The sequence below is a fragment of the Flavobacterium geliluteum genome, assembly GCF_017948595.1.
Taxonomy (GTDB): Bacteria; Bacteroidota; Bacteroidia; order Flavobacteriales; family Flavobacteriaceae; genus Flavobacterium; species Flavobacterium flavipigmentatum.
Genome location: NZ_JAGFBV010000011.1, coordinates 1 through 26,490 on the forward strand (window position 1 = coordinate 1; position 26,490 = coordinate 26,490).

Annotated in this window: 22 protein-coding genes and 1 pseudogene; 12 read left to right on the forward strand and 11 right to left on the reverse strand. The window is 34.7% G+C overall.

All coding sequences use genetic code 11. The annotated features are described in order from the left end of the window. Positions 1-149: 149 nt before the first annotated feature. Positions 150-1,157 (reverse strand): class 1 fructose-bisphosphatase, encoded by a 1,008-nt coding sequence (gene fbp / locus J3495_RS08265; RefSeq protein ID WP_210666191.1) that lies wholly within the window; start codon positions 1,155-1,157, stop codon positions 150-152. A 171-nt stretch (positions 1,158-1,328) separates the two neighbouring features. Between fbp and J3495_RS08270 the strand changes: the two genes are divergently transcribed. Both J3495_RS08270 and J3495_RS08275 read left to right on the forward strand, forming a co-directional pair. Beyond that, positions 1,329-1,802 (forward strand): GNAT family N-acetyltransferase, encoded by a 474-nt coding sequence (locus tag J3495_RS08270; RefSeq protein WP_210666088.1) that lies wholly within the window; start codon positions 1,329-1,331, stop codon positions 1,800-1,802. A 159-nt stretch (positions 1,803-1,961) separates the two neighbouring features. Then, the gene (locus J3495_RS08275; RefSeq protein ID WP_210666089.1) at positions 1,962-3,221 is read left to right on the forward strand and encodes an aspartate kinase; all 1,260 of its coding nucleotides are present in this window, start codon (positions 1,962-1,964) and stop codon (positions 3,219-3,221) included. A 63-nt stretch (positions 3,222-3,284) separates the two neighbouring features. On the opposite strand, the gene J3495_RS08280 is transcribed toward J3495_RS08275, so the two are convergent. Continuing rightward, positions 3,285-3,608 carry a helix-turn-helix transcriptional regulator gene (locus J3495_RS08280; RefSeq protein ID WP_210666090.1) on the reverse strand — a complete coding sequence of 108 codons (324 nt, stop codon included), beginning with the start codon at positions 3,606-3,608 and terminating at the stop codon, positions 3,285-3,287. A 297-nt stretch (positions 3,609-3,905) separates the two neighbouring features. Between J3495_RS08280 and J3495_RS08285 the strand changes: the two genes are divergently transcribed. Beyond that, positions 3,906-5,087 (forward strand): hypothetical protein, encoded by a 1,182-nt coding sequence (locus J3495_RS08285; protein ID WP_210666091.1) that lies wholly within the window; start codon positions 3,906-3,908, stop codon positions 5,085-5,087. A gap of 28 nt (positions 5,088-5,115) precedes the next feature. Further along, the gene (locus tag J3495_RS08290) at positions 5,116-5,568 is read left to right on the forward strand and encodes a hypothetical protein (RefSeq protein WP_210666092.1); all 453 of its coding nucleotides are present in this window, start codon (positions 5,116-5,118) and stop codon (positions 5,566-5,568) included. Between the two features lie 135 nt (positions 5,569-5,703). On the opposite strand, the pseudogene J3495_RS08295 reads toward J3495_RS08290, so the two are convergent. Beyond that, a pseudogene (locus tag J3495_RS08295) lies at positions 5,704-5,820 on the reverse strand (transposase); the annotation flags it as partial. Positions 5,821-6,040: 220 nt separating this feature from the next. Between J3495_RS08295 and J3495_RS08300 the strand changes: the two are divergent. From J3495_RS08300 to J3495_RS08310, 3 genes are all read left to right on the forward strand, one after another. Further along, positions 6,041-9,472, forward strand: a complete 3,432-nt coding sequence (locus J3495_RS08300) for a hypothetical protein (protein WP_210666093.1) — start codon at positions 6,041-6,043, stop codon at positions 9,470-9,472. Between the two features lie 64 nt (positions 9,473-9,536). Beyond that, a complete protein-coding gene (locus J3495_RS08305) occupies positions 9,537-10,127 on the forward strand; it encodes a hypothetical protein (protein ID WP_210666094.1) in 591 nt (196 codons plus the stop codon). A 206-nt stretch (positions 10,128-10,333) separates the two neighbouring features. After that, entirely contained in the window at positions 10,334-11,404 is a 1,071-nt protein-coding gene (locus J3495_RS08310; protein ID WP_210666095.1) for a glycosyltransferase, read from the forward strand. An 8-nt stretch (positions 11,405-11,412) separates the two neighbouring features. On the opposite strand, the gene J3495_RS08315 is transcribed toward J3495_RS08310, so the two are convergent. The 3 genes from J3495_RS08315 to J3495_RS08325 form a co-directional block, all read right to left on the reverse strand. After that, entirely contained in the window at positions 11,413-12,708 is a 1,296-nt protein-coding gene (locus J3495_RS08315; RefSeq protein ID WP_210666096.1) for a porin, read from the reverse strand. A 177-nt stretch (positions 12,709-12,885) separates the two neighbouring features. Next, on the reverse strand, positions 12,886-13,962 hold the full coding sequence (locus J3495_RS08320) for a sensor histidine kinase (protein ID WP_210666097.1): 1,077 nt from the start codon (positions 13,960-13,962) through the stop codon (positions 12,886-12,888). Between the two features lie 218 nt (positions 13,963-14,180). After that, on the reverse strand, positions 14,181-14,864 hold the full coding sequence (locus J3495_RS08325; protein WP_210666098.1) for a response regulator transcription factor: 684 nt from the start codon (positions 14,862-14,864) through the stop codon (positions 14,181-14,183). A gap of 233 nt (positions 14,865-15,097) precedes the next feature. On the opposite strand from J3495_RS08325, the gene J3495_RS08330 reads away from it, so the two are divergent. The 4 genes from J3495_RS08330 to J3495_RS08345 all read left to right on the forward strand — a co-directional run bounded on the left by J3495_RS08330 (position 15,098) and on the right by J3495_RS08345 (position 20,820). After that, positions 15,098-17,884, forward strand: coding sequence for a TonB-dependent receptor (locus J3495_RS08330; protein ID WP_210666099.1), 2,787 nt, complete (start codon positions 15,098-15,100; stop codon positions 17,882-17,884). A gap of 193 nt (positions 17,885-18,077) precedes the next feature. Next, positions 18,078-19,268, forward strand: coding sequence for a hypothetical protein (locus tag J3495_RS08335; protein ID WP_210666100.1), 1,191 nt, complete (start codon positions 18,078-18,080; stop codon positions 19,266-19,268). A 104-nt stretch (positions 19,269-19,372) separates the two neighbouring features. Then, positions 19,373-19,711: a T9SS type A sorting domain-containing protein gene (locus J3495_RS08340; protein WP_210666101.1), complete on the forward strand. Its 339-nt coding sequence runs from the start codon at positions 19,373-19,375 to the stop codon at positions 19,709-19,711. A gap of 128 nt (positions 19,712-19,839) precedes the next feature. Continuing rightward, positions 19,840-20,820, forward strand: a complete 981-nt coding sequence (locus J3495_RS08345; protein WP_210666102.1) for a LuxE/PaaK family acyltransferase — start codon at positions 19,840-19,842, stop codon at positions 20,818-20,820. Between the two features lie 45 nt (positions 20,821-20,865). Here J3495_RS08345 and J3495_RS08350 read toward each other — a convergent pair whose 3' ends face one another. Together J3495_RS08350 and tyrS are read right to left on the reverse strand one after the other, a co-directional pair. Further along, entirely contained in the window at positions 20,866-21,210 is a 345-nt protein-coding gene (locus J3495_RS08350; protein WP_210666103.1) for a hypothetical protein, read from the reverse strand. Positions 21,211-21,431: 221 nt separating this feature from the next. Next, a complete protein-coding gene (tyrS, locus tag J3495_RS08355; RefSeq protein ID WP_210666104.1) occupies positions 21,432-22,727 on the reverse strand; it encodes a tyrosine--tRNA ligase in 1,296 nt (431 codons plus the stop codon). A gap of 169 nt (positions 22,728-22,896) precedes the next feature. On the opposite strand from tyrS, the gene J3495_RS08360 reads away from it, so the two are divergent. Then, positions 22,897-23,898, forward strand: coding sequence for an NAD-dependent epimerase/dehydratase family protein (locus J3495_RS08360; protein WP_210666105.1), 1,002 nt, complete (start codon positions 22,897-22,899; stop codon positions 23,896-23,898). A gap of 4 nt (positions 23,899-23,902) precedes the next feature. Here the strand turns inward: J3495_RS08360 and J3495_RS08365 are convergent, their stop codons facing one another. Genes J3495_RS08365 through J3495_RS08375 form a run of 3 tightly spaced genes read right to left on the reverse strand, consistent with a single transcriptional unit; the run spans position 23,903 to position 26,450 of the window. Next, positions 23,903-24,364: a DUF4296 domain-containing protein gene (locus J3495_RS08365; protein WP_210666106.1), complete on the reverse strand. Its 462-nt coding sequence runs from the start codon at positions 24,362-24,364 to the stop codon at positions 23,903-23,905. Positions 24,365-24,373: 9 nt separating this feature from the next. Beyond that, on the reverse strand, positions 24,374-25,714 hold the full coding sequence (locus tag J3495_RS08370; protein WP_210666107.1) for a dihydroorotase: 1,341 nt from the start codon (positions 25,712-25,714) through the stop codon (positions 24,374-24,376). Between the two features lie 10 nt (positions 25,715-25,724). Further along, positions 25,725-26,450 (reverse strand): polyprenol monophosphomannose synthase, encoded by a 726-nt coding sequence (locus J3495_RS08375; RefSeq protein WP_210666108.1) that lies wholly within the window; start codon positions 26,448-26,450, stop codon positions 25,725-25,727. Positions 26,451-26,490 lie beyond the last annotated feature (40 nt).

Genomic DNA, 26,490 nt, shown 5'->3' on the forward strand with positions numbered 1-26,490 from the left:
AACTGAATAAACTGAAATGTTGTTTTTTAAAACTTTATTTATACAGCCAAGCTTAAACTCATAATCATATTTTCCTCTTTTTTCCATAAAAATGCCCCCAAATAGTGTCTAACTTTTTGGGGGCAGTTCAATTTATCGGGTTTTTATATTTAAGCTTCAGCAGCCATAAATTCTTCGGCTTTTTCGACCATATTCAGATTTCCGCAGAAAAAAGGAACACGCTGATGAAGCTCGGTTGGCTGGATTTCCATAATTCTGCCAAAACCATCCGTTGCTTTTCCTCCTGCCTGCTCTGCAATAAAAGCAATCGGATTGCATTCGTACAACAAACGCAGCTTTCCGTTTGGCGCTTTCGAACTTGTCGGATAAAGATAAATTCCGCCCTTGATCATATTTCGATGAAAATCGGCAACCAAACTTCCAATATATCTTGATGTGTAAGGTCTGTCGTCTTCTTCGCGCTGGCAATATTTGATGTAGTTTTTTACTCCTTGCGGAAAATGCACATAATTACCTTCATTGACTGAATAGATTTTTCCGTCAGGCGGAAATTTCATATTCGGGTGTGACAGATAAAATGTTCCGATCGCCGGGTTTAGCGTAAATCCGTTTACACCATGACCCGTTGTGTACACTAACATGGTTGAAGTTCCGTAAATTACATATCCCGCTGCCACCTGATTGATTCCGGGTTGCAGGAAATCCTCACTCGTCACGGGAGTTCCAATAGGCGTAATTCTTCTAAAAACCGAGAAAATTGTTCCCACAGAAACATTGACATCAATATTTGAAGAACCGTCCAGAGGATCCATCAAAATTACATATTTATTGTTGTGACTGTTATCGCTTCCCTGTACCGTAATAAAATCGTCATTCTCTTCAGAGGCAATTCCGCACACAATTTCTCTGTTGATTAAAGTCTGAATAAAAACTTCATTAGCATACACGTCTAATTTTTGTTGATCTTCTCCCTGAATATTTTGTTCTCCGGCTGCTCCAATAATATCAACCAGACCTGCTTTGTTTACTTTATAGTTTACGACTTTGGCCGCCAAACGTATCGAATTAATAATACGAGAAAGTTCTCCCGATGAATATTGAAATGCTTTTTGATTCTCGATGATAAACTCACCTAATGTTGTATTGCGTTCTTCCATTACACTATATCGTTGTAGTTTTTTTGACGTCACAAATATCGTTTTTTTTGTGACAATGATTTAAAAATTATTTAGTTAGTTTGTTACTAATGTATATTTGCTAAATAAAAAGAAAAAGTTGACCCCAAAACGATGCTTTTTTTGCTAATAATTGATTAAAAATAAGAATATATGAATATTAGAAAAGGAAATCCTGAGGACATGAGTTCTGTTTTAGGATTAATAAAGGAGTTGGCGATATTCGAAAAAGAACCTGATGCCGTTGTAATAACAGCAGAAGATTTGATACGCGACGGTTTTGGAGAAAAACCATTGTTTCAGGTATTTGTTGCCGAAGTCGATTCAGAAATTGTTGGAATCGCTCTTTATTACTACCGCTACTCGACCTGGAAAGGAAAAACCATACATCTTGAAGATTTGATTGTGAAAGAAAAAATGCGCGGAACCGGTTTAGGATCTGCTCTTTACACCGAAATTATGAAACAAGGAAAAAGAGACAACGTGAGAAGAGTTGAGTGGAATGTACTCGATTGGAACACTCCGGCAGTAAATTTTTATAAAAATTCGGGTGCCAAAATTCTGGACGACTGGGCAGTTGTACAAATGGACCAAGCGGGAATCGATTCTTACTTAGAAAAATTGTAAAAAAAATGTTTGCTAAATATTTAAGTATTAAAAGTTCTTTTGTCACGAATCGACAAAGATTTTAAGATCATTTTAATCCAAATAATCTGTGGCAGGAATTATAAAGAATAGTTGATTTCATTCAATCTGAAATCTAAAATTAAAAATCTAAAATTAATAATGAGAGTATTTAAATTTGGAGGAGCATCGGTAAAAGATGCTGAAGGAATAAAAAACGTATATGACGTTTTGCAAAAAGTAGGTTACGAGGATGTTATTTTGGTTGTCTCAGCTATGGGAAAAACCACCAACGCACTTGAAGTGGTGATCAAAAATTATTTTGATAAATCATCAGAGCTTAATTCATCCGTGCAGGAAATAAAAAAATATCACAATCAGATATTATTAGACTTATTTGAAGATGAGAAACACGCTGTTTTTACAGCTGTTACGGCACAATTCTCAGACTTGGAATATTTTTTAGCACACAATAAATCTCCCAATTATAATTTTGTCTACGACCAAGTTGTAAGTTTTGGAGAACTAATTTCGACCACTATTTTGAGTCATTTTATGAATTTTAAAGGCATTCAAACGCACTGGCTGGATGTTCGCGAATTCATAAAAACCGATTCAAACTACCGTGATGCCGAAGTAGATTGGGATGCGACTCAAAAAAACATCAGCAAAAATGTGCCTCGCAAAACCTTAAACATTACACAAGGATTTTTGGGTGCTGACGAAAATAATTTCACCACAACTTTAGGTCGTGAAGGCTCTGATTATACAGCCGGAATTTTTGCTTATTGCTTAAATGCCGAAAGTGTAACCATCTGGAAAGATGTTCCCGGTGTGATGAATGCCGATCCGCGCTATTTTGAAAATGCAAGTTTGCTTAATCAAATTTCGTATCGTGAAGCTATAGAATTAGCGTTTTACGGCGCAACCGTTATTCATCCAAAGACCTTGCAGCCGTTGCAAAAGAAGGAAATTCCGTTATACGTAAAATCGTTTATTAATCCGTTACTAAAAGGGACTTGCGTTTCTAAAGGAGTAGATTTGGAGCCTTCTTTACCGTGTTTTATTGTAAAAAGAGAGCAACTTTTGATTTCGCTTTCGTCTATCGATTTTTCTTTTATTATGGAAGAAAATATCAGCGAGATTTTTGGATTGTTTCACCAATTCAAACTAAAAGTAAATTTAATTCAAAACTCGGCGATCAGTTTTTCTGTTTGCGTAGAAGATAAATTTGGTAATTTTAACGAATTGAATGCCATACTTTCAAAAAAATTCAAAGTAGAGTATAGCGAAAATGTGACGCTTTATACGATTCGTCATTTCAACGAACAAGCCGCTCAAACTGTCGAAGAAAACAAAGAAGTTTTACTAAAACAAGTAAGCCGCGAAACCATGCAGGTGGTTACAAAGGAAGTAAATTAGTTTTTTTGGTTAAAAAAATTACTCTTAAAAGGTTTCACCCAAAAAGTGAAGCCTTTTTTGTTTTTACCTTTTTTTGTCTTTCAAATTTTCTATTGTTTCTTTCAGTTCAATTATACGTTGTTCATACTGCTCAATTAATTTTACAGAAATTAAATCCGGGTTAAGATTTTCCTCTTTTAATACTCTTTCCACCTTAACCAATTCTTCAGGAGAAACAGCAAACAATCTACATATTTCTTTAAAATGAATTGCCCAAGAATGACTTTCTCCACTTTCCATTCTGGCGTAAGCCGATTGTGAGACATGCAGATAATCTGCCACTTGCTCTTGGGACATACCTTTATTTCTTCGTAAGAACTTTAATCTATTACCAATAATTCGATTCATATTTTATCGTACCTATTGTTACTAAAATTAGTAGCATCTCATATTATGCGGATTTAGGGTAGTAATACTCGTTTGCAAGATAAGCTAAATTCCTACAAATAATTACTTTTATCAAAATAATTTTTAACAACTTAAATATTTACAATTATGAAAAAACTAAAAAAATTAAATCAAATGAAAAATTTAGAAAATGGGTTAACTAGTAAACAACGGGATGTAAAGTAACTAGTAAATAGACAATCAATTTCTTGCTTTGTAAGGAATAAATATAATTATATCAAATCATAATTTTAAAATATGGCACAAATAACAACTTACACTGTTGACCCTGCGAAACGTCGCATCATCACAGTTACAAACATGGAAGAGTTAGGAATAACGGCTGAATTAATTCAGAGTTTTTTGAATAAAAAAGTAGCTGACTTAAGAAGAGTTAAAGTCGATCAAAAAGGAACCGCTGTTCTGGATGGTAAAAATCAGCAAATCCCGTTATGGCCTGTAGGAGTATCTATAAACGATCAAAAATTTGGTAATTTCCCTGATCCAAACGCAGCACAAAGAGGATGGATGTCTTATTTTGAAATTGGAGCTCCCTTGTTTGAAGAAAGGTCAAATATCATTCAACCAACTGCGGATGTAATGTCTACTAGAATCTATGATAATAGATCGAATGAAGCACGTACGTTTTCTGATACGATTCAATTTACTATAAGTAATACAATCAATTGGGCTTTATCAGCTACAGGAAGTGGTACTTTTGGAGGAAAAATTGCTGGGGAATTGCAAGGACAAATATCAAAAACTATAGAGACGGTTTTGACAGAGAGTTTGTCTAATAGTTTAGCAAAAAACATAAGCAATACCATCACGCAAACCAATGATTTACATAATCATAGAGACAACGTAGGAACCGAAACTATATCTTCTGTCGCAAATCAATCAGCTGTCACGGCAACAACTACTCCTACTTCAACCAATTCAAACAGAGAAAGTTTCACAGGATCAGGTTATGCCCTTGGTCGCGGAGAGTTATATGCAGAACTAGGGCTTTCTTTGACCGGTACGATTTCTGGTACAGTAACAACATCATGGACATCAAGTTCTAATGTTTCAGGAACTATTCCTGCTAACTCACGTGTTGAGACCGCTGCAACACAAAGGCGTCAGGTGAAGCAATTTACTTACGAAGTACCCATTACGTTTGATGGATATATTGCATTGAATTATGATGAATTAGTTCTTCCTATTGCAGATGGAAATGGTCCACCACTTGCTAGTACTAATTATTTTACTCCATCTAAAGTAATTCCTGTTAGTATATCTTATTTAGAGCTTGTAGCGAGAAATAAACTATACAGAGCAAAAGGAATAGCAGAAACAGTATCCGCTCTGGATGTAAACCATACTATTTTCGACACCAAAACGCTTAATAGAGATAATAGTCAAAAATTTGGAACAGAGCGTCCTCATAATTTGTAAAATCATATAACTAATTTAAAACAACAATATGGCATTTCAAGATATATTCAATTTTACCCGCAGTACATCTGCTGGTGGAAGCAAAGCAGAAGGAGAAATTTCTGGATTCATACCAAAAAAAGAAAATGAATCAATCAGTATTCCTCCTCATGATCCATTTAAACCCGAAGAAGCTGTACAACAAGATCCGAAAATTGTGAGAGAAACATCTCCACAATCCAATATTATATTCAATTTCATCAGTTCGGTAACTTCTGATATTAAACTATCTAGTAATAGTGTAGAACAATCAATGAGTAATCCTTCGTCAGTAGTCGATCCGGGTGCAGGAGTTATGAGTAAAGCCAGAGAAACTTCTGACAAGGTTAAAGATGACACTCCTGCTTCTGATACATCCGTTACTCCTCCACCTAAACCTAAGGATATTAAACCAGAGGGATGGAATGATGTGCCTAAGGCAAAAGATCCTAATGATAAATAGGCTACAGATCAGCATATAGTCAGATATTCTTATCAAAAATTAAAACCTCAGATTTGATTTGAGGTTTTAATTATTTAACGTGAGTTCGGTCTAAAAAGCCATTAATCTTTGCTAATCAACACTATCTGAATTTGTATTTACTGATTCTATTAAGACCACCTTTCTAAGCATTATTTTATCTTGTAAATGCATCAGACTATTTTTTATATTTTTCTTGATTATGGTAATCAAGTGCACGACATCAATAAAAAGTCACTCGAACTGTTGGAGAAAACAAAGAAGCTTCACTAAAGCAAGTAAGCCAAGAAAACATGCAGGTAGTTTTACAAAGGAAGCAAATTAGTTTTTTATAGTTAAAAAAAATACTCTTAAAAAGTTTCACCCAAAAGTGAAGCTTTTTTGTTTTAGTAAATCGCCTTTTCATTTTCCCAGTATTAAATACTACTTTTGACTTTTTGCAGTTAAAGTCTTTATGTTGAAAAAATTACTTTTTTTGATAGCGTTTGTTTTTTCTTCTGGGCTTCAGGCGCAGGAAACCAACTCGCAGTATAAAACAAAAAAAATACTGGTCACGAAAGACACTATTCACTTAGAAAAATTCAGTATCAATTCGAGTTTTTTTCAACTTTTAAATACTAAAAACGAACCCATTGATTCGACTTTTTACAAAATAGATTTCGCTAAAGGCGATTTAATTTTAAACGAAAATTTTGCACCTGTCGGCGATACTTTAATTGTAAATTATGTCAATTACCCAAATTTCCTGACCAAAGAATATAGTTTGTATAACGAGAGTCAGGTCGTGAGTAATGATGTCACCACAGACAAATTATATAAAATTGAAAATACCACTACTAAAAAATTCGTGCCCTTTGACGGACTCAGCACTTCTGGAAGTATTACGCGTGGTGTCACGATTGGAAATAACCAAAATACAGTTTTAAACTCCAATTTGGACTTGCAGATCACCGGAAAACTATCCGACAAAGTTAGTTTAAGAGCCTCGCTTCAGGACAATAATATTCCGCTGCAAAATGGTGGTTATTCGCAAAAGCTTGACCAATTTGATAATATTTTCATGGAATTGTTTAGCGATGACTGGACCATTCGGGCGGGAGATGTTTTTTTAGAAAATAGAAAAACACAATTTTTAAGCTTTAATAAAAAAGTACAAGGAATCGCCGCCAGTTTTGACTTTGACACCGAAAATAGTAAGACCAATATTTTTGCTTCGGTTGCGCTGGTAAAAGGACAATATGCAAAAAGTACTTTTACGGGACAAGAAGGCAATCAGGGACCTTATAAGCTAAAAGGGCAAAATGGCGAATTGTACGTTTTGGTCATTTCGGGGTCTGAGCGTGTGTACGTCAATGGAGTCTTGCTAAAACGTGGGGAAAACAATGATTATGTGATCGATTATAATGCAGGCGAAATTATTTTTACCTCGCTTTATACCATTACATCTGAAATGCGAATCAATGTAGAATACCAATATTCGGATAGAAATTACAACAGATTTGTAACGTACGCAGGTGCAACGCATACTAATAAAAGCTGGAGTTTTGGCGGTTATTTGTATTCTGAAAATGATTTGAAAAACCAGCCTTTACAACAAAATCTTTCTACAGAACAAGTTCAAATTTTGAGTCAGGCGGGTGATGATTTTAACTTAATGAAAGCCCCATCTGCATTTGAGGACACGTATTCTGAAAATAAAAATTTATACAAAAAAACAATTATAAATGGTATCGAAGTTTTTGAATATTCAAACAACTCCACCGATGTTTTGTACAATGTAAAATTTAGTCTGGTTGGGGCAAATGTTGGAAATTACCGCATTCAAAACAGTAATTCTGTCGAGAGAATTTATGAATATATTGTACCGTTAAACGGTATTCCGCAAGGAAACTACGAGCCAATTGTACAACTTGTTGCACCGACCAAAATTCAGGTAGCTACATTTTTAGGAAAATACAATCCTGACGAAAAAACCGTAATAGATTTTGAAATTGGAATCAGTAATAACGACAAAAATCTATTCTCGAATAATGATGATGCCAATAATGACGGAATCGCCTTTAAAACGAATATCAAAAAACGGCTTTTTACCCGAGACTGGACTTTAGACGCCTTTGCCAATTATCAATTTGTACAGGAAGATTTTAAATCTGTCGAACGTTTATACAATATTGAATTTAATAGAGATTGGAATCTAAACACCACACTTTTGGGCAATCAGAGTCTGTTGGTTTCGGGTTTAAATTTTGATTTGTTTTCAAAAAAAGAAACCTCAAATATTGGTTTGTTTACTTATCAATTTGAAAAATTAGATTTTAGCCAAAGCTATTCGGGATCGAGACATACTGCGAATGCTTTGTTTAAATTAAAAAATTGGACGATCGAAAACCAAGGCAGTTTTATGACTAGTGATGCGACAATTTCGGCTTCAAAATTCTTTAGAAACCATACTAAAGCCAAATATCATTTTTCCAAAAACTGGATTGGCGGAAGCTTTCAGCTAGAGGACAATCAGGAAAAGGACAATGTTTTGGATCAGTTTTCGGCCTTGAGCCAAAAATTTTCAGAATTTGGAAGCTTTATCGGTCGTGGCGACAGCACCAAAGTTTTTGTAGAATTGGGCTATCTGCGAAGAAAAAATGACAGTTTACAAAACGGCTTGTTGCAGCATGTGAGCAACTCCCAAACGTTTCTTTTACGCTCTAAATTGATCCAGAACAAAAAGACCGATTTGGCGGTTTATGCCAGTTATCGCAATTTAGATTTTACCGATGCCTCTCGCAAAAGAGAACCTTCATTAAACTCGAGAATTTTATATAATGATCGATTTTTTAATCAATTTATTCAAACCGGTGTGGCGTATGAAACCAGTTCGGGAACCATCGCACAGCAAGAATACAGTTATGTAGAAGTTCCTGCCGGGCAGGGAGTTTACGCGTGGAACGACTATAATGGTAATAATATTCAAGAAGTTAACGAGTTTGAGATAGCACCATTTCCTGATCAGGCAAAATTTATTCGTATCTTTTTACCCAACCAGATTTACATCAAAACCAATCAAAATAAGTTTTCACAGTCGGTTACTCTGAATCCGTTGCAATGGCAAAACGAAAAGGGTTTCAAGAAGATTGCTTCTTATTTTTACAATCAAACTTCGTTTATTTTAGATCGAAAAATAAAAAGTAACGGCGACAACTTTGAGCTGAATCCTTTTAGTTCATCCGAAGAAAACATATTAGGACTGAACTCAAGTTTTAGAAACAGTTTGTTCTACAATCGTGGCAAACAGCGACATTCTGTGACCTACTCGTATCTCATTAACAAAGGAAAAAATTTACTTTCGGTTGGTTCGCAAGAAGTCAAAAATTACTCACATCAAATGCAGTACACCCATTTGTATCAAAAAAGCTGGTTGTTTAATTTATTTGCCAAAACGATTCAGAACGAATTAATTTCGGAAGATTTCGTTGAGAGAAATTATCAGTTAGAAGGATATCAGCTTGCGCCAAAAATTAGTTATTTGTTTTCAAAAAATACTAGTTTGGATTTCTTTTATGAATTACAGAACAAAAAAAACAGGATCGGAAATTTTGAAACCTTGTCGCAAAATCGGCTTGGAACTTCCTTTTCGTATGCCGGTGATAAAAAAATTACTGTCAATGGAGAATTTTCTTTTTACGAAAATAGATTTGAAGGAAATGAATTTTCATCAGTAGGATTTCAGATGTTGGAAGGCCTTCAATCGGGACAAAATTTGGTTTGGAAGTTACTGCTACAGAAAAACATAACACAATTCCTGGATATAAACCTCAACTATCAGGGGCGAAAAAGTGAAACGGGTGCCACCGTCCACACCGGCAACGTTCAACTTCGTGCGTATTTTTAACACTTTTATAATAACATTGCTATAATTTTAGTAATTTAGATTGAAATTCTAACACCAAAATCTCATGAAAAAACTAATATTACTTTTTTTTATAGCCGTGCTATCCAGTAATTTCTATGCACAAGAGACCGCTAAGACAACCCAAAGTAAAACGGAAACTGCCGCTAGAAAGAAAAAAACAGCTACGAAGACAGCAACTGAAAAAGCCGCATTAAAAGAAAAATCGGCTACAAAAACTGCCGAGGAGAAAAAAGCGGCTAAAGAGAAAAAAGAAGCAAAATCCGCTGCAACAAAAGCAAAAAAAGAAACAGCAAAAGCCGAAAAAGCGTCAAACGATGCTACTGAAGCTGCCACAAAAGCAAAAAAAGAAGCTGCAAAGACAAAAAGCGAAACCGCAAAAGCTGCTAAATCAACAGCTAAAACGGAAAGCATAAAAGCTGATGCAGCAGCCAAAACAGCCAAAAAAGAAGCGACTACCGCCAAAAAAGCAAGTGCTAAAACTTCTATAAAAACACTGAAAGAGACCAACGAAAAAGCACCAAAAGTAGCCGATAAAATTACAGGGGAATACAATGGTAAAAAAGTGTATACTGGTCCCAGAGGTGGTAAATATTACATTAATAAAAACGGAAACAAAACATACATTCAGGAATAATAAAGCATTTTTTGCTTTTAAAGAAGAGTTAAATTTCTAAAAAAAGTTTAACTCTTTTTTGTTTGAATACTCTTCGATTAAGCAACATACGGTTTTATTTTAACAAGTGAATGACCCCAAAAAACACTAGACTTAATGATTTGGTAATGTCTGCGAAATAATACAAAAAGAGTATTTCTTTATCTTCGTTTGAAAAAGCGCCATATATGAGCATTGAATATTCTGCCAATAAAACTATTTTGATTGCTCCATTGAACTGGGGATTAGGACACGCAACAAGATGTATCCCTATAATAAAAGCCCTTCAAGAGAATAATTTTATTCCGATAATTGCTTCCGATGGCGTTGCTTTGGCTTTGTTACGTAAAGAATTTCCATACGTTGAAACCTTAGAATTGCCTTCGTATCATATTGAATACGCTAAAAACGGTAAAAATTTTAAATGGAAACTCATTAAAAGTTTGCCTAAAATGATCACGGCGATTCTTGACGAAAAAAAAATGATCAATTCGTGGGTTAAAAAACACGGTATTGACGGTATCATTTCAGACAATCGACTGGGGGTTTTTAGCCGAAAAGTACCTTCTGTTTTTATTACGCATCAATTGAATGTGATGACAGGAAATACGACTTGGTTTACAAGTAAAATGCATCAGCATATCATAAAAAAATACCAGGAATGCTGGATTCCAGATACGGATAAAAAAATAAATCTAACAGGAGAATTGGGTCACCTTACCACCAATCATCTCAATCTAAAATACATTGGCCCTTTGAGCAGAATGCGTAAAAAAGAAACGCCAAAAGTATACGATTTGATGATCATACTTTCCGGGCCGGAACCGCAACGCACTTTACTGGAAGAGAAATTGCAAAAAGAAGTTTTGCGTTATGACGGCAACGTTGTTTTTATAAAAGGTGTTGTAGAAAAAAACCAAACCAAACTTCAGGTAGATCATGTCACGTATTACAATTTTATGAATACAAAACAGTTGGAGCAAACCTTTAACGAAAGTGATTTGGTCTTGTGCCGCTCCGGATACACCACGGTGATGGATTTGGCGATGCTCGAAAAAAAGGCGTTTTTTATTCCGACACCGGGACAATACGAGCAAGTCTATTTGGCGCAAAAACTTCAGGACGAAAACTTGGTACCATACGCCACGCAAGACGACTTTAAGATCGAAGAACTTTCAAAAGTAAAATCGTTTAAAGGTCTTTCTCAATTTAAAGAGACTATTGATTGGGATTCTTTATTCTTTATTTTTGAGAAATAAGTGTAATTTTAGAAATTAAACTGAGCCTGCAAACGCAGTAAGTTTCCTTGCTGCCTGTTGACTGGAAGTGCGCTGTCTTCAAAAGTTCTGTCGGCAATAACGTATTCTGCTGTAAGCTCTAATGCTTTTATTGGTTGCCATTCCAGTCCAAATTCATAATCTCTAACCACATAGCTTCTGGCGTCTTTTTCGTATTTTTTTCCGCCGTCATAATACTGAAATTTTGCAAAAGGGTACAACACTTGCTTTCTGGGCAAATCCCATTTATAATTTAATAAAACATAACCTCCGTTTAAACTTGCATCATCAACCGTATTGGTTTCTGGATTGTATCGAGGACCTTTACCAATATTATATTCGGTCTGAACACCAAAAGGCTTAGGATACAAAACAAAGGTTGCTCCTATCCTTTCGTCTTTCGCATACTGAGGATTATTAACGGTAACACCAGAAGAAATTTCGCCGGAAAACGCCCACTTTCCTTTGTAGGCCTGAATTCCTGGTTCGATAATTTGATTTCCAATAACAAAAGGATAAGAAATTCTGGATACAATATTCAAATCTCTGTTACTGTCTAATTTATTGGAAGATTGACCATTGTAGACACCAAAAGCAAAAACGCCGTAATCGCCCGAACCTTTGTAACCCTCTTTGACCAACATCTCAAAACGACCCCTGATTTGACTCGGTGCCCAATAAAAAATCACTCCCAAATCACGCTCGTTTAGTATCGCGCTATTGATTCCGTCGGCTCTGTCTAAAGTCAAACGCTGCGAACTCGATTGCATGTTTTCGAAACCAAATGGAATCTTGCTTTGTCCGATGCGCACACGATATTCTCTTTTTTTATCAAAAGAAACATCAAAATAGATATCTCGAATCTGAACAAAATTATTAATCCCGGAAGAAGGCGAACTGGCAAAATCAGGTTGAAAGTAGAAAAACACATTTGGGTGCACCTGCCCTGAAAAAATTAATCGTGCACGTCGTATAAAAAGACCATTATTGGCTTTTGCATCTGGTGCTGTAGAGGTTGTTCCCCAGGATTTATCACACTGATCGCAAGAAACTTTATCATTGGTAGAAAACAAACCATTGTATCGTATTTGCACATAACCTCGCAATGAAATTCTGTCATACCAATGTTCTGTATCTGTAACACCAGATTCTGTTTGAGGAAGCTTTGCTTTATTAATAGAGTCTAAAATACGAATCACTTCCTTTTTTATCTCTTCTTTTTTAATATCCTGTGCAGTAGCGACACCAGAAATTAACAATAAAATTGCAATTATTTTTCTTTTCATTAATTCTTTTTTCTAAAGCACTTAAAATTAAGATGCAAAGATGTATCACCAATGTTAAGATAGTGTTAACAAGGTGTTATGATAATGAAAATTAATTGTTTCCTGATCGTTATAAACTTCAGATTTATGTTAAAAACCAAAAAGTAAGACTTTTTAGAGCATCAATCCTAAAATTATTTAACTTTCAGATTTTATAGTTTTGTGTGCTTTTTCGAGTGTAAAAGAAAATTCAGACCCAATTCCGAATTCACTTTCTACATACACTTTTTCTTTATGAGCTTCAATAATATGTTTCACAATAGCCAGACCTAAACCAGAACCACCTTCAGATCGGGTTCCGCTTTTATCCACCCGGTAAAAACGTTCAAAAAGTCTGGGAATATTTTGTTTCTCTACCCCTTCGCCATTATCACTAATACGAATAAGCACTTTTTTCTTTGTCAAATTTACGATACCAACTTCGGTCAAACCGCCGTCTTTACCATACTTTATAGAATTTACAATCAGGTTTTCAAGCACTTGCTGAATTCTGTCTTTATCGCCCCGAACAATAACCGATTTTATATTTTTGCTTTCAAACTGTAATTTGATTTTCTTCTTGTCGGCCTTCATTTCTAATAAATCGAAAACATTCGCAATCAGTTCGTGAATATCAAAATCCGTAATCATCAGATCCAGATCTCCCGACTCGAGTTTGGTAATCATATCCAGATCTTCAACGATATAAATCAGGCGTTCAACTCCTTTTTCGGCACGTTTTAAATATTTTTTTCGAATATTTTTATCATCCATTGCACCATCGAGCAAAGTCGAAACATATCCCTGAACAGTAAAAAGCGGTGTTTTTAATTCATGCGAAACGTTCCCCAGAAACTCTCTTCGATATTGCTCCCGAATTTCGAGCATTTCGATCTCGAGCTTTTTATCGGTAGCAAATTTTTTCACTTCGCGTGAAAGCGTTTCCATATCCGTCGTGATCGGCTGATTGATAAGCGTTGTCGTTTCTAGTAATGAAACCTCATCGTAGATTTTTTTTACTCTTCGATAAATAAATCTTTCTACACGATATTGTAATACCAAAAAAGAGAAAACATAAATGGATATCATGAAAATTAATGCAAAAGCCACCTGATGTTTTAAGCTATTTTTATAGAACAAGTACATCAGTATTGTCACAAATCCTGTACCAAAAAGACTGATATACAATGCCGATTTTATAGCAAATTTGTATGTTTTTTTAAAATTAATTTTCATTTGAAATTAAAATAATTGACCATTAAGGGATTACGAAAAATTAAGCTGAACTCAAAAACCATATAATAAACTAAAAATTACAGCATACACTGAACTTTAATTTATTATATGGTTTAAATGTATTGAATGTTTTTAAAACAATTTGAATTAGTTTACATCTTAACTAAAATTACACTAAGAACAACTTAGTATCTGAAAATCTTAGCGGTTTGAAAAAACTAAACTTCAAATTTATATCCTACACCTTTGATGGTTTTAAAAAGGTCTTCGCCTATTTTTTCGCGTAACTTTCTGATATGTACGTCGATTGTTCTTCCGCCTACTACAACTTCATTGCCCCAAACTTTATCGAGAATTTCATCTCTCTTAAAAACTTTACCTGGTTTTGAGGCCAGTAGGTAAAACAATTCGAACTCTTTTCTTGGCAATGCAATTTCTACATTCCCTTTGATGATCTTGTATTCTTCGCGATTAATCTCGATTCCGCCTACATTTAGCGTATCGCTAACAACTTCTTGTTCTTTTAACCTTCTTAACAAAGCCTTCACTTTGCTAACCAATAATTTTGGTTTGATAGGTTTTGTAATATAATCATCTGCACCGGCATCAAAACCAGCCACTTGCGAGTAATCTTCGCTTCTTGCTGTTAAGAATGTTATGATAACGTTATTTAATTCTGGAATTTTTCTAATGTGTTCACAAGCTTCCATCCCGTCCATTTCGGCCATCATGACATCCATGATAATAAGTTCCGGTAATTCTTTCTGAGCCTTTGCAATTGCCTCTTTTCCGTTTGAAGCTGTAATAATCTGATACCCTTCCTGAGCAAGGTTGTAGCCTACAATTTCTAGGATATCCGGTTCATCGTCGACTAGTAAAATTTTTGTTTGTGTTTTTTTCATAAATAGCAAAAATTGAAGCATTTACATCAAATTTTCTTCATTATATATTCGATGGTATTTCTTAATGAGCGTAAATATACTAATAAAAATAGCCTTAAAAATTGGTGTTAACCGTAATTTAATTTGGTAACAATTTGATAAACTATTAGACACAAAAACATAACAAGTAGCTAACACGAACTTTACACTGCGTGTATTCCTTTGCACCAAAATAAATTAAACACAACACAGTAATGAAATTCAACTTAAAATTTCTATTTATTACATTATTTATTTGCGCCATTTCGATAGCACAAACCAAAGGTACGATTTCTGGAGTTTTAACCGACAAAGAAGCGAACAATCAAGCTCTGCCTTTTGCAAATGTATTGATTAAAGGCACAAACATCAGCACTAATACTGATATTGACGGAAAATATTCATTGACCGTAAATCCAGGAGATTATACTGTTATATTTAGTTTTATAGGATATGAATCTATTGAAACTTTAGTTACAGTTAAAGCAAACGAAACGATCACAGTCAATCAAACTCTTTCTTCGGGAGGTTATACCTTAAAGGATGTAGTAGTAAAAAACACAACTAGTAGAGAAAAAGAAACTGCATTATTATTAGATCAAAAAAATGCGGTGGTTATTAAACAAAGTATCGGAGCACAGGAAATGTCACGTAAAGGCGTTAGCGATGTCGAAGAAGGTTTGACAAAAGTAACCGGAATTACCAAAGTTGACGGAAGAGGTTTATTTATTAGAGGACTTGAAGACCGATACAACAATTTATTGGTTAATGATTTGCAAACACCATCAAACAGCCCTTTTAAGAAAATCATCCCTCTTGATTTATTTCCTACTGATATTGTTGGAGTTTTGAATATCTACAAAACATTCAACCCAAATATCTCTGGAGATTTTGCTGGAGGAACAGTAAATATCGAAACTACTCAACCAAAAAACATCACAAAATTGAATGTTGGTTTTGGATACACAACCAACAACAATCTTAAAAAATTCTTACTTTCTGATGATGCCGACACTACAAAAGGTACTTTTGGACTTATCGGAAATGATAGAGAAAGACCAAGTGTTTTTGGTTCTGTACCGAATGGAAAAAGATTATCTCCAGACGAATACCAAAGTGCTTACGGAGATAAAAACTGGGATGTTAACCAAACTGCAAGCCCTTTAAACTCAAGTATCGGATTTTTACATTCACAAAAATTCAACCTTGAAAAAGAAAGAAATATTAGTTACATCATGTCTTTCAACTTTGATAACAAATATATTTTTAGAGAAGGTGTAGACAGAACTTTTAACCTTGGACAAGGTAACTACGACAACAATTTATACAATACACAATATTCTTATCAAACTACTTTTTCTGGTTTAGCAGGTTTAAAATACAAAACCAACCGATTGAATTTAAACTTTACAACTCTGTTTATTCAAGCTACAGAAAGTAAAATTCAAGATCAGTTAGGATACACCAACAGTTTGACAAATATCACCAACAATCTTATCCGATTAAATCAATTTGAAGAATCTAGGTATTGGAACACTCAATTATTTGGAGATTATAAATTGACAGAAGACGGAAAACAGACGATAAAAGCGGGGGGGTCTTTTGTAAAAACAGGTTTTCAACAACCGGACAGAAAATTCATCACAGGTCAAAAAATCAATGATACCGAAATTAACATGTCGTATGGCGGAAACAACTTAAACCGTCAGTATCTTGATGTAAACGGAAACTTTTATTTCTCAGCATTGGCAGAGTATAATTTAAAATTCGGAGATAAAGAAAAACAAAACAACTTGTCTATTGGGTACAACAATTATCTAAATGATATGCAGTCTACTTACCGTTTCTTTTCCGGAAGAAGAAATATCGACAAAAATTATACGGCTAATTTAAATACTATCAGCTCTCAGATAAACGATGACATTAATAACGGAATCGTTTATGTACAAGAAGAGTCTAATGGAGATTACAAAGTAAAATTGAATCAGTTTGTAAATGCTGGATATTTTAATTTATACTGGACATTTGGCGAAAAATGGGATTTGAACGCAGGATTAAGAGCTGAAAATTCTACTCGTGAAATCAAATACAGAGAGCAAGGTGATCCTTTTGGAAGTGCTTACCGCAAAAAAACAGACGAAAGCTTGGATTTGCTTCCATCTCTAAATACTAAATATGCTTTAAATGAAAAGAGCAATCTTCGTGCATCTTTGAGTAAAACCATCACAAGACCAGTTGCAATGGAGTTATTACCTATTAACTACATCAATGCCGATGCAACTTCAGAAAGTGGTAACCAAAATTTATTAAACAGCAATAATTACAATGCTGATTTTAAATATGAATTGTTTCCAAACAGCAAAGAATTGTTCGCAATTGGAGCTTTCGGAAAATTAATTGAGAATCCTATCGAAAGAGTTTTCAAACCAACGGCAAATAGCGGTGGGCAAATTACAACTTTCAAAAACTCTGAAGAGGCTGTTCTTTATGGTGCAGAGATCGAAATGATTTTGTCATTGAATAGAATAAGCGAATCATTATCCAACTTTACTTTTGGTTTTAATACCTCTTTGATGAGTACCGATGTAAAAATCGACTTGACAAAACAAGGAAACGAATTAGAAAACAGTAAAAACCGTAAACTTCAAGGAGCTTCAAACTGGATGATTAATACCGATTTGAAATATGATTTTACTTTGAATAATGACTGGAAGAACACTATGACATTGGTTTACAATGTATATGGAGACAGAATCTTTGCAGTTGGTTCATCAGGAATTGATCACATTTACGAAAAATCATTTAGCAAATTAGATTTTGTCTGGACAAGTAACCTTTCAAAAAACATCGAATTAAAGTTTGCTGCTGAAAATTTACTGAATCCATACTACAGAAAAGAATTAGGAAAAAACAGTACAATCAACATCACCGAAGAATCATTAATTGTTCGTGATTACAAAAGAGGAGTTGGATTCTCGGTAAACCTTGGATATACGTTTTAATTGAATGAATTAGAAAACAAAAAAGAGCTTCACGGCTCTTTTTTTTGTTTAAACACATAACATAAAATTTACATGAGGTTGATTGTTATATAATACTTTGATAACAATTAGCTAACCAAATTTCGAAAGTACGGTACTACTTTTGAAACAACATAATAACACAAACAAAACTATAATTTAAAATCATTAAAAAATGAAAAAATTAGCCTTAAGTCTTACTTTTTTGAGCTTGATTCTAGCAAGTTGCTCTTCTAGCGACGAAGATACTGTAACACCTCCAGCGACTGGTTCAGGAGAAATTACAGGAGACATTACTGTTTCTAAAACTTTTATAAAAGGAACATATACATTGAGTGGTACAGTAAGAGTTAAAAGTGGTGCTACTTTAACTTTTGATGCTGGATCAACTATTACTGCTGATGTAGCAAACGGTACAGATGCATTATTAGTAGAAAAAGGTGGTAAATTAATCATCACTGGTACTGCTGCAGAACCAGTTGTTTTTACAGAGAAATCTAAAACTGCAGGTTCATGGGGTGGAATCATCATGTTTGGTGATGCTCCAATTGTTTCAGGAAAAACTGCTGACGGAACACCAATTACAACTGCAACTTCTGAAGACGGAACAAACATCATTTACGGAGGAGCAAAAGCTGATGACAATAGTGGTTCATTAAAATATGTACGTGTAGAATATGCTGGAAAGAAAATCCTTGACGGAAATTCAGAAATGAATGGTTTCTCATTCTACGCAGTAGGTTCAGGAACAGTTTTAGAAAATTTAGTAGCTTACAAAGGTGCTGATGATGGTTTTGAATTTTACGGTGGAACTGTAAGTGCTAAAAACTTAATCTCATACGGAAACACAGATGACTCTTTTGACTGGCAAGATGGATGGCAAGGTCAAGCAAACACTAACTGGTTTGCATACCAAACAGGTGCTGGAAATTTTGGAATGGAAATCGAAGCAAAAAGTGTAAACAACGCTTTCTTCCCTAAAGTATCTAACATTACTTTAAGAAGAGCTGCTGGAACAGTTACTGAAGCTGGAAACCCAACAGAAATTGATGCAATTCAATTTAAAAAAGAAGGTAACGGAGAATATTCAAATGTTGTAATTTCTGGATATACTTCAACAGGTGCTGTTGCTGTTAGAATTCAAGAAGCTGCTACAAACACAAATCAAGTTTCTGGTGGTAAAATCAAAATGCTAAACGTAAAAGTTGTTGATGCTGCTACCGCTTTAACTGGTACAGGAGCTACAGGTTTTACAGTAGCTTTTCCAACAGCAAACTTCACAACAAGCACAACAGCAACTGGAGCTACTTTAACTGCAGGAGCATGGGCAATTGTTGATGGTGTAAACTTACTAGAGAAGTTATAATCCTCACACATAAAATGTTAAAAACATCCTAAATTTTTAGGATGTTTTTTTTTGGTGTAATTTTTGTAATTTTTTTTGTATATTTACTATAATAAAATCATGCGATGGTAAAAAACTACTTTTATATTACATTCTTATTGGCTTTTTTCTTTACCGTGAGCGCTTCTGCTCAAGAGGGCAAACAATTAGCAAAAACTCAAGACGGTACAACCATTGAGGGACTGAGCTTGTATCCTAATCCAGTCACTAACGGAAAAGTATACATTACTTCTAAAAATGATTTAGAAAAAGAGATTATCATATTTGATATTTTAGGAAAAAAAATACTTCAAACACATCTAGGTTCAAGAGAATTAAACATTTCGGAGTTAACTCCCGGCATTTACATCATTAAAATTAGTGAAGAAAATGCATCAGCGACCCGAAAGTTAATCGTTCGATAAAAAAACATCCTTAAAGCTCCACCTTTCGTTGGAGCTTTTTTTTGGACTTACAGTAATCCTACTTTATATATTTTAAAAGACTTTTCGGGGCAACGACTAAAAAACAATATCTTTGCACAAAAAAAGTCTTGATAACAGCCCACGATATATTTACCATTTCGAGTCAGAAACAATTTGAAAAAATAGCACTAAAAGTGTTTCGTTTTCAGTACGAGAATAATTTGGCATATCGTGACTTTTGTGACTTTTTGAAAGTAAATCCACAGCAGGTAAAATCTTTAGAACAAATTCCTTTTTTGCCGATTCAGTTTTTCAAAAGTCATGAAGTAGTTTCAAATACCCATCCTGCAGAAGTTACTTTTAGCAGCAGCGGCACGACTGGCATGATCAGTAGTAAACATTTGGTTACCGATGTTTCGCTTTACGAAGAAAGTTACCGTAATGGATTCTCGCAATTTTATGGCAACATTCAAGATTATGTTGTTTTAGCGCTTTTGCCGTCTTATCTTGAGCGCGATGGCTCTTCGTTAATCTACATGGTCGAAGACCTAATAAAACTCACCAATCAGCCTGAAAGCGGGTTTTATTTGCACAATCACGACGATCTAATCAAAAAACTAACTACGCTTGACGAATCGGGTCAAAATGTCATTTTGATTGGCGTAACCTATGCTTTATTAGATTTGATTGAAAAGCATCAATTCAACCTCCAAAACACCATCATTATGGAAACGGGCGGAATGAAAGGCAAACGCAAAGAAATGATTCGTGAAGAGCTACATGAAATACTTTGCAAAGGTTTTGGTGTAACTGCGATTCATTCAGAATATGGTATGACCGAGCTTTTGGGACAAGCATATTCATTAGGTGAAGGTGTTTTTGAATGTCCTTCATGGATGCATATTTTGGTTCGTGATCCCGAAGATGCTCTCACTTACGTGAAAGACGGAAAAACGGGTGGCATCAACGTTATCGACCTAGCCAACATCAATTCCTGCTCTTTTATCGCAACGCAGGATTTAGGCAAAAAAAATCCCAACAACTCTTTTGAGGTATTGGGACGTTTTGATAATTCTGATATTCGTGGATGTAATTTGATGGTTTTGTAAAGTTTAACCGAATATTTATTTAATCGGTTAATCATCAAAAAAAAATCAATTTTCTTCTATCAAACCAATACTTTCTATTCCTTCTTTTTCGGCTAATTCTCTTTCTTTTTCCCCTTTTCTTTCCAAAAGTTTATAAACACCATAACAGCACAAACCTCCTAAAATCGAGAAAAAAATATTATAACCGGGACTATCGTATTCTCCATTTTCGACCAGATCAAATCCGCTGACAAAACCCATGATCACCATAAAAACAACCGCAATTACAAAAGAAAATCCAAAATAAGACACCAGTCCAATTATAAAATATTTCCATTTATTTTTATTGTACGAAATAGCCAAATTACTGAACCCTTTCCAAATCCAATAAATAAACAGAAATCCAAACATACCTTAAATATTTTAAGCACTAAACTTACTAAAAATAAAAATACTAAGGCAAAATAATTTCATACTCATCAAAATATTACGTTCGGGATAGAGGCAAAAAAATCCCAACAACTCTTTTGGGGTATTGGGACGTTTTGATAATTCTGATATATTCGTAGTTGTATCGTTTAATCGAATGTTTAGAAGGATTAACCAGTTAAAAAAATTAAACGATTACACAGTTAAACAATCCTCAATACAAAATAATTTTTCTTTCCGCTTTGCAATAAAACAAACTGATTGTTGATCAAATCATTTGTTGTTAACACAAAATCTTCTTTTATTTTTTCTCTATTTACCGAGATTGAGTTTGCTGTTAAAGCACGTCTCGCTTCGCCATTAGATTTAAAGAAACCTGTTTTTTCGTTTAAAACTATTATAATATCCAATCCGTTTTCTAAATCGGCTTTTGCAATTTCGGCTTGAGGAACACCATCAAAAACTTCTAAAAAAGTAGTTTCATCTAATTTCTTCAAATCTTCTGCAGTAGAATTTCCGAACAAAATATTCGAAGCCTGAATTGCTTTCTCTAATTCTTCTTCAGAATGAACAAAAATCGTAATTTCTTGTGCTAATTTCTTTTGCAAAACTCTCAAATGCGGAGCTGTATGGTGCTCAGCAATCAAAGCATCAATGGTTTCTTTATCTAAAAAAGTAAAAATTTTGATATATTTCTCAGCGTCAGCATCGGTGGTATTTACCCAAAATTGGTAGAATTTATATACTGATGTCTTATCGGCATCCAGCCAAACATTTCCTCCTTCAGATTTTCCAAATTTAGAACCATCTGCTTTTGTGATCAATGGAGTTGTCAAGGCAAACGCTTTAGCATTTTCGCCACCCATTCTTCGTACCAATTCGGTTCCGGTTGTGATATTTCCCCACTGGTCAGAACCTCCCATTTGCAAAAGGCAATTATTATTTTTGTATAAATGATAAAAATCGTAACCTTGAATCAATTGATAGGTAAACTCAGTAAAAGACATTCCTTCTCCTTCTCCGCTCAATCTTTTCTTAACAGAATCCTTCGCCATCATATAATTTACCGTGATGCGTTTTCCTACTTCACGAGCAAAATCTATAAAAGAGAATTCCTTCATCCAGTCATAGTTATTCACCATGATTGGAGCGTTTTCTTCCTTTGAATTAAAATCTAAAAAACGTGACAAAACACTTTTGATTCCAGCGACATTTTTGGCCAGAGTTTCTTCATTTAGCAAATTTCTTTCGTCAGATTTTCCAGAAGGGTCGCCAATCATACCTGTTGCACCACCCACCAAAGCAATCGCTTTATGACCCGTTCTATTTAAGTGAACCAATAAAATAATCTGAACCATACTACCAATATGTAGCGAATCTGCCGTTGGATCAAAACCAATATACGCTGTAGTTACTTCTTTTAGCAATTGTTCTTCTGTTCCCGGCATGCTGTCATGATATAAACCACGCCACTTTAATTCTTCAACTAGATTCTTCATTTGTTTTTAAAATAATTTGTGCAAATGTAATCAATGTCAATATGAAAATCAAAAAGCAATGGTAATATCAATGGTAATGACAAAAATCAATTTCAACAGAACAAAAAACCACTACAACTTTGTTCCTTTCCAACTTTGTGTCTTTCAAGCAAAAAGTTATCTTTACAAAATGGTATTAGTAACAGGAGGAACAGGTTTGGTCGGCGCACATTTATTGCTTCATTTGATTGAAAATGGAGAAAAGGTTCGGGCTATTTACCGGAATGAAGCCAGTATTCAAAAAACAAAGTCGGTTTTTGAACTGTATCAAAAAGTTGATTTGTTCGCTCAAATTGATTGGCTTGAAGCCGACATTCTGGACGTTCCCTCTCTCGAAATCGCTTTTACAAACATCGAATATGTGTATCACTGTGCTGCATTAATTTCCTTTGATCCAAAAGACGAAGATTTACTTAGAAAAACCAATATCGAAGGAACAGCCAATATGGTCAATTTCTCGCTGGATAGAAAAATAAAAAAATTCTGCTTTGTCAGTTCTATTGCCGCTTTGGGCGATTTGGCTCCGCATGAAAGTCACATTACAGAAGAAACAGACTGGAATCCCGAAAAACCGCATAGCGATTACGCAATATCAAAATATGGCGCCGAAATGGAAGTTTGGCGCGGTGTTCAGGAAGGATTGGATATTATTATTGTTAACCCAGGTGTGATTTTAGGTCCTTTGACAAAGGTAGAAATCTTTACACAAGGAAGTGCAGAATTATATCAAAAAGTCGCCAAAAGTCTTTCTTTTTACACGCTGGGAAGTACGGGTTTTATTACCATATCTGATGTGGTAAACATTACTTATGACCTCATGAAAAGCGATATCAAAAACGAGCGTTTTACTCTTATTGCAGACAATATTGTTTTTAGAGACATCCTTAATACTATAGCCGACGCACTGCAGGTAAAAAGACCAACAATACATGCAAAACCTTTTTTTATGAATTTTCTCTGGATCGGAGATAGTTTGTTTTCGACACTATTTTTTCAAAAAAGAAGTATTACCAGAGCAACTGCAAAAGCTTCTTATTCGAGAAATCAGTATTCTAATGAAAAAATAAAAACCGCTCTGGGAACGGTTTTTAATGATGTACATAACTACATAAAAAGTTTCTCGAAATCATAAACGATTATCTTAACTCCATTTTTTCCTTTGATGCGTCAGCGTTTATTAAATCTTGCGTTTTTTTGCCGCCTTCTTTATCATCTATCTTAGTTTTACTCTTTTTTGCTGCTTTTTTGTCTTCAATTTTTACCAAAGAATCGAGCACTTTTTTCTGCTTTTCAAGTCGGGCATTTATTTCATCAAACATATCTTTATACGTCTCATAATTGGCCGCATAATATTTATTGCTTTGCGAAAATTGCACACTATCTACTTTGTATTTTCTCAAAATAAATTTAGTCGGATTGGTATCCATAGAATCCACAGACAAAGGATTTTGATATCTCACAGCCTCCAAAACCGACAAATCATACATGATATTGACCATTTTTTCTCTATCTAAAAGCCCTTTTGGTTCCTTGACAAGTTCTTTTTTACAACTTACAGCGAGAAACAAAACCAAGAGTATCAAAACTAATTTCTTCATTGTACTTTTTTATCTGTCAAACAATAGTCTTTTTCCGGCGCGAATATCTTTAACTTTAGAATTAGTATACACCAATTCGCCATTTACGAAAGTATGCGTAATTCTTGATTTAAAAGCAAAACCTTCAAACGGAGACCAGCCACATTTAGATAGAATATTATCTGGATTTACGCTCCACGGCAAACTTGGATTAACTATAACCAAATCAGCAAAATAACCTTCTTTTATAAAACCTCTTTTTTCAATTTTGAAAATTTTTGCCGGATTGTGGCACATTTTTTCCACGATTTTCTCAATCGAAATTTTACCCTGATGATGCGCTTCAAACATTGCCACGACAGCATGTTGCACTAATGGGCCACCCGAAGGAGCTTTTAAGTACGGTTGTTTTTTTTCTTCTTTGGTGTGCGGAGCATGATCGGTTGCAATTACATCAATGCGGCCATCGTTAAGCGCTTTCCAGAGTTCTTTTCTGTCTTCAGCTGTTTTTACAGCGGGGTTCCATTTTATAAAATTGCCTTTTGTTTTGTAATCTTCATCCGTAAACCAAAGATGATGTATACAAACCTCAGCCGTAATTTTTTTATCTTCTAATGGAATTTTGTTCGTAAACAACTCCATTTCTTTTGCTGTCGAAAGATGAAAAATATGCAAACGTGCACCGGTTTTTTTAGCTAAAGCTACAGCCTTAGAAGACGAAATATAACATGCCTCTGTACTTCTGATTAAATGATGCGCCGTTACCGGAACATCGTCACCATATTGCTCTTTGTATCGCAAAAGATTATTTTGAATGGTAGTTTCGTCTTCGCAATGCACCGCAATTAGCAGTGGCGTGCTCGAAAATATTTTTTCTAAAGTCGCTTCGTTATCTACCAACATATTTCCGGTAGACGAACCCAAGAAAATCTTGACTCCAGCAACATTTCTCGGATTGGTTTTAAGAACTTCTTCTAAATTATCGTTTGTAGCGCCCATCATAAACGAATAATTCGCAAATGATTTAAACGCGGCAATTTGGTATTTTTCTTCAAGAATCTCCTGAGTAACAGCATTAGGAACCGTGTTAGGCTGCTCAATAAACGAAGTGATTCCGCCCGCTACAGCAGCTCTGGATTCTGACTCAATATCACCTTTGTGCGTTAGTCCGGGCTCTCTAAAATGCACCTGATCGTCAATCGCACCGGGCATCAAATAATTTCCTTCAGCATCAATTACGATACAATCAGAGGTTTTAAGGCTGATACTGTCTGCAACCTCAACAATTAAGTCGTTTTCTATCAACACATCGCCTTCGAAAATGGAGCCTTCGTTGACAATCTTAGCGTTTTTAATTAAAATCCTATTCATCGATTTGAGTTTATAATGTATTGAATAATTTTTTTAATCGAAGTGCAATTACACCTAAAATCGCTTCTTTGATAATGGCATTGCTCATTTTTGAAACTCCTTTGGTTCTGTCGGTAAAAATGATCGGAACCTCACTAATTTCAAATTTAGCACAATACGTTCTGTATTTCATCTCAATCTGAAACGCATAGCCCACAAATTTTATTTTGTTCAGATTTATTTTTTCGAGAACTTCTCTTCTGTAACATACAAAACCGGCTGTGGCATCGTGAATTTTCATTCCGGTTATAAATTTTACATAAACCGAAGCAAAATAAGACATCAAAACACGGCTCAAAGGCCAGTTTACCACATTTACACCCTTTACATAACGTGAACCTATAGACATATCTGCCCCGCCAAAATGACAAGCATCATATAGTTTTTCTAAGTCATTTGGATTGTGCGAAAAATCGGCATCCATCTCAAATATAAAATCATAATTGCGCTCCAAAGCCCATTTAAAACCATGTACGTAAGCAGTTCCAAGACCTGATTTTTTGGCTCTTTTTTCTAAAAATAACCTATTCGGAAATTCTTCCATTAATGCGACTACTTTATTGGCAGTAAAATCTGGAGAATTATCATCAATTATCAAAAGATGAAAAGGTTTATGTTGTGAAAGTACTGCTCTAACAATGCTTTCAATATTTTCGATTTCGTTGTAAGTGGGAATTATAACAATAGAATCATTCATTTTTCTGAGTAATTTCAACGCAAAAGTAAACTTTTTATGC